Origin of the sequence: Gilliamella sp. Gris3-2 (assembly GCF_001690345.1) — a bacterium.
GTDB classification, from domain to species: domain Bacteria; phylum Pseudomonadota; class Gammaproteobacteria; order Enterobacterales; family Orbaceae; genus Gilliamella; species Gilliamella bombi.
The window spans coordinates 1-2711 of sequence record NZ_LZHB01000039.1; the positions used below are offsets into that span (position 1 = coordinate 1).

Consider the following 2711-nt stretch of genomic DNA (forward strand, 5'->3'; position numbering starts at 1 on the left):
CCATTAACATGCAGGATAAATATTTTTTTAGAAGTTGGTTGAGGTAGACCAGAAGGAGTATCATAAGTCATTACATAATTACAGTAAAACAACCAATACCCTCGTTCCTTATCCACACACCAAGCGTGTTGGTGAACATCAAAACTGTTCAATAGTTCAGGCATTTTGGTACCAATGCTGCGGTACTTATTCCATAAATTATCTAAATCATATTTTTTGGCATCTTTTTCCGACACATAGGCATTGACAAATGACATCAGTCACTCCTTAATTAAATTGTGTTAAATAAATTTGGGGTGTTTTATATAAATGCAGATAAATAGAATTATAAATAAGATAGTTGGTTTGTAAATAAACAAAAATAGACGATATAATAATTGATTATAGTGTTAGCTTACAAAATACTAAAAATTACATCTAATCAGTGCTTCTTCATTAGATTCTACATCTCTAAGTCCACTAAATTTATAGACAGTTAACGCCTCTTTTAAAATGGTTAATAAATCCGCCTTCGACATACTAGGTAAACTACTCGGGGTCATTGACACAATATTCCAAGCAATTTGTATAGGAAATGAATTAGCATATTCCAAACCGATCGCTTGCAAATCGCTAGGATCCCAATCAGTAGCCTCCAGAATAAAATCAATATGCTGACCATCAACATGCAGGATAAACACCTGCTTATTCGTTGGTTCAGGGATACCGGAAGGGCTATCATAATTGAGCACACAATTACAGTTAAATAACCAATACCCTCGTTCCTTATCCACACACCAAGCGTGTTGGCGAACGTCAAAACTCTTCAATTGCTCGGGCATTTTTATACCCCAACGATTGTACTTATTCCATAAATTATCTAAATCATATTTTTTGGCATCTTCTTCCGACACATAGGCATTGACAAATGGCATCAGTCACTCCTTAATTCAATTGTGTTAAATAAATTTGGGTTCTGTTATATAAAATATAAATGCAGATAAACAGAATTATAAATAAGATAGTTGGTTTGTGAATAACCCAAAACAGATTATAAGTATTCATTATTAGGGCATGATTTGATTAAATTATTGTTATAATTTGTTTAATAATTGATCGGTAACAATATTGAAATACGATTGAAAGTTATGCTGATATTTTGAAGGGAGCAGTAAATTGAAATTTAGCAGATTAAAATTTAGTAAATGTGAATTTAGAGCATTTTAGAGGATGGTTGTTTTGCCATGCGTATTTATATCTAATTGCTGTATTAAATCACGTAATCCATCGGCATCCTTGACCTTAAATAATCGTTTTTCCGCTTCCTCTTTAGTCAATCCCACCATATTGGTCTATTCCTCCAGTATAATAATTGATTATAGTGTTAGCTTACAAAATACTAAAAATTACATCTAATCAGTGTCTTATCATCAGTTTCTAAATCTCTAATTCCATTACATTTATAGACAGTTAATGCCTCTTTTAAAATGGTTAATAAATCCTCTTTCGACATACTAGGTAGACAACTCGGGGTCATTGACACAATATTCCAAGCAAATTGTATCAGATATAAGTCAGTAGATACTGAATCGCTAGGATCTAAATCGCCACGAGCCAAAATAAACTCAATATTCTGGCCATTAACATGCAGGATATATACCTCCTTATTAGTTGCTGCGGGTAAACCAGACGGAGTATCATAATTCAGCACATAGTCACAGTTAAATAACCAATACCCTCGTTCCTTATCCACACACCAAGCGTGTTGATGAACATCAAAACTCTTCAATAGTTCAGGCATTTTGGTACCAAAGCGGCGGTACTTATTCCATAAATTATCTAAATCATATTTTTTAGCATCTTCTTCCGACACATAGGCATTGACAAATGACATAAGTCACTCCTTAATTTAATTGTGTTAAATAAATTTGGGTTGTTTTATATAAATGCAGATAAATAGAATTATAAATAAGATAGTTGGTTTGTAAATAAACAAAAATAGACGATATAATAATTGATTATAGCGTTAGCTTACAAAATACTAAAAATTACATCTAATCAGTGCTTCATCATTAGCTTCTAAATTTCTAATTCCATTACATTTATAGACAGTTAATGCCTCTTTTAAAACGGTTAATAAATCCTCTTTCGACATACTAGGTAGACAACTCGGGGTCATTGACACAATATTCCAAGCAATTTTTACAAGAAATGAGTTAGCATATTCCAAACCGATCGCTTCCAAATCGCTAGGTTTCCAACGGCCAGCTTCCAGAATAAAATCAATATTCTGACCATTAACATGCAGGATAAACACCTGCTTATTCGTTGGTTCAGGGAGACCCGAAGGACTATCATAATTCAGCACCCAACCACAGTTAAATAACCAATACCCTCGTTCCTTATCCACACACCAAGCGTGTTGGTGAACATCAAAACTCTTCAATAGTTCAGGCATTTGAGTGAACCAAGGATTGTACTTATTCCATAAATTATCTAAATCATATTTTTTAGCATCTTCGTTCGAGACATAGGCATTGACAAATGACATCAGTCACTCCTTAATTTAATTGTGTTAAATAAATTTGGGCTCTGTTATATAAAATATAAATGCAGATAAACAAAATTATAAATAAGATAATTGGTTTGTAAATAACCCAAAATAGATTATAAGTATTCATTATCAGGAGACAAACTGATTAAATTATCATTATAATTTGATTAATAATTGA

Annotated in this window: 5 protein-coding genes; all 5 read right to left on the bottom strand. The window is 32.4% G+C overall.

The features are described from left to right. Positions 1-257, bottom strand: a 257-nt coding sequence (locus tag A9G32_RS05970) for a hypothetical protein (protein WP_176701321.1), incomplete at its 3' end; no start/stop codon positions are given. Positions 258-404: 147 nt separating this feature from the next. Further along, positions 405-914, bottom strand: a complete 510-nt coding sequence (locus tag A9G32_RS05975; RefSeq protein ID WP_065589970.1) for a hypothetical protein — start codon at positions 912-914, stop codon at positions 405-407. Positions 915-1202: 288 nt separating this feature from the next. Next, positions 1203-1325, bottom strand: coding sequence for a hypothetical protein (locus A9G32_RS13350; protein WP_255306795.1), 123 nt, complete (start codon positions 1323-1325; stop codon positions 1203-1205). 53 nt (positions 1326-1378) lie between these two features. Continuing rightward, entirely contained in the window at positions 1379-1873 is a 495-nt protein-coding gene (locus A9G32_RS05980) for a hypothetical protein (RefSeq protein ID WP_065640657.1), read from the bottom strand. A 147-nt stretch (positions 1874-2020) separates the two neighbouring features. Continuing rightward, the gene (locus A9G32_RS05985; RefSeq protein WP_065591030.1) at positions 2021-2530 is read right to left on the bottom strand and encodes a hypothetical protein; all 510 of its coding nucleotides are present in this window, start codon (positions 2528-2530) and stop codon (positions 2021-2023) included. Between the last annotated feature and the right edge of the window lie 181 nt (positions 2531-2711).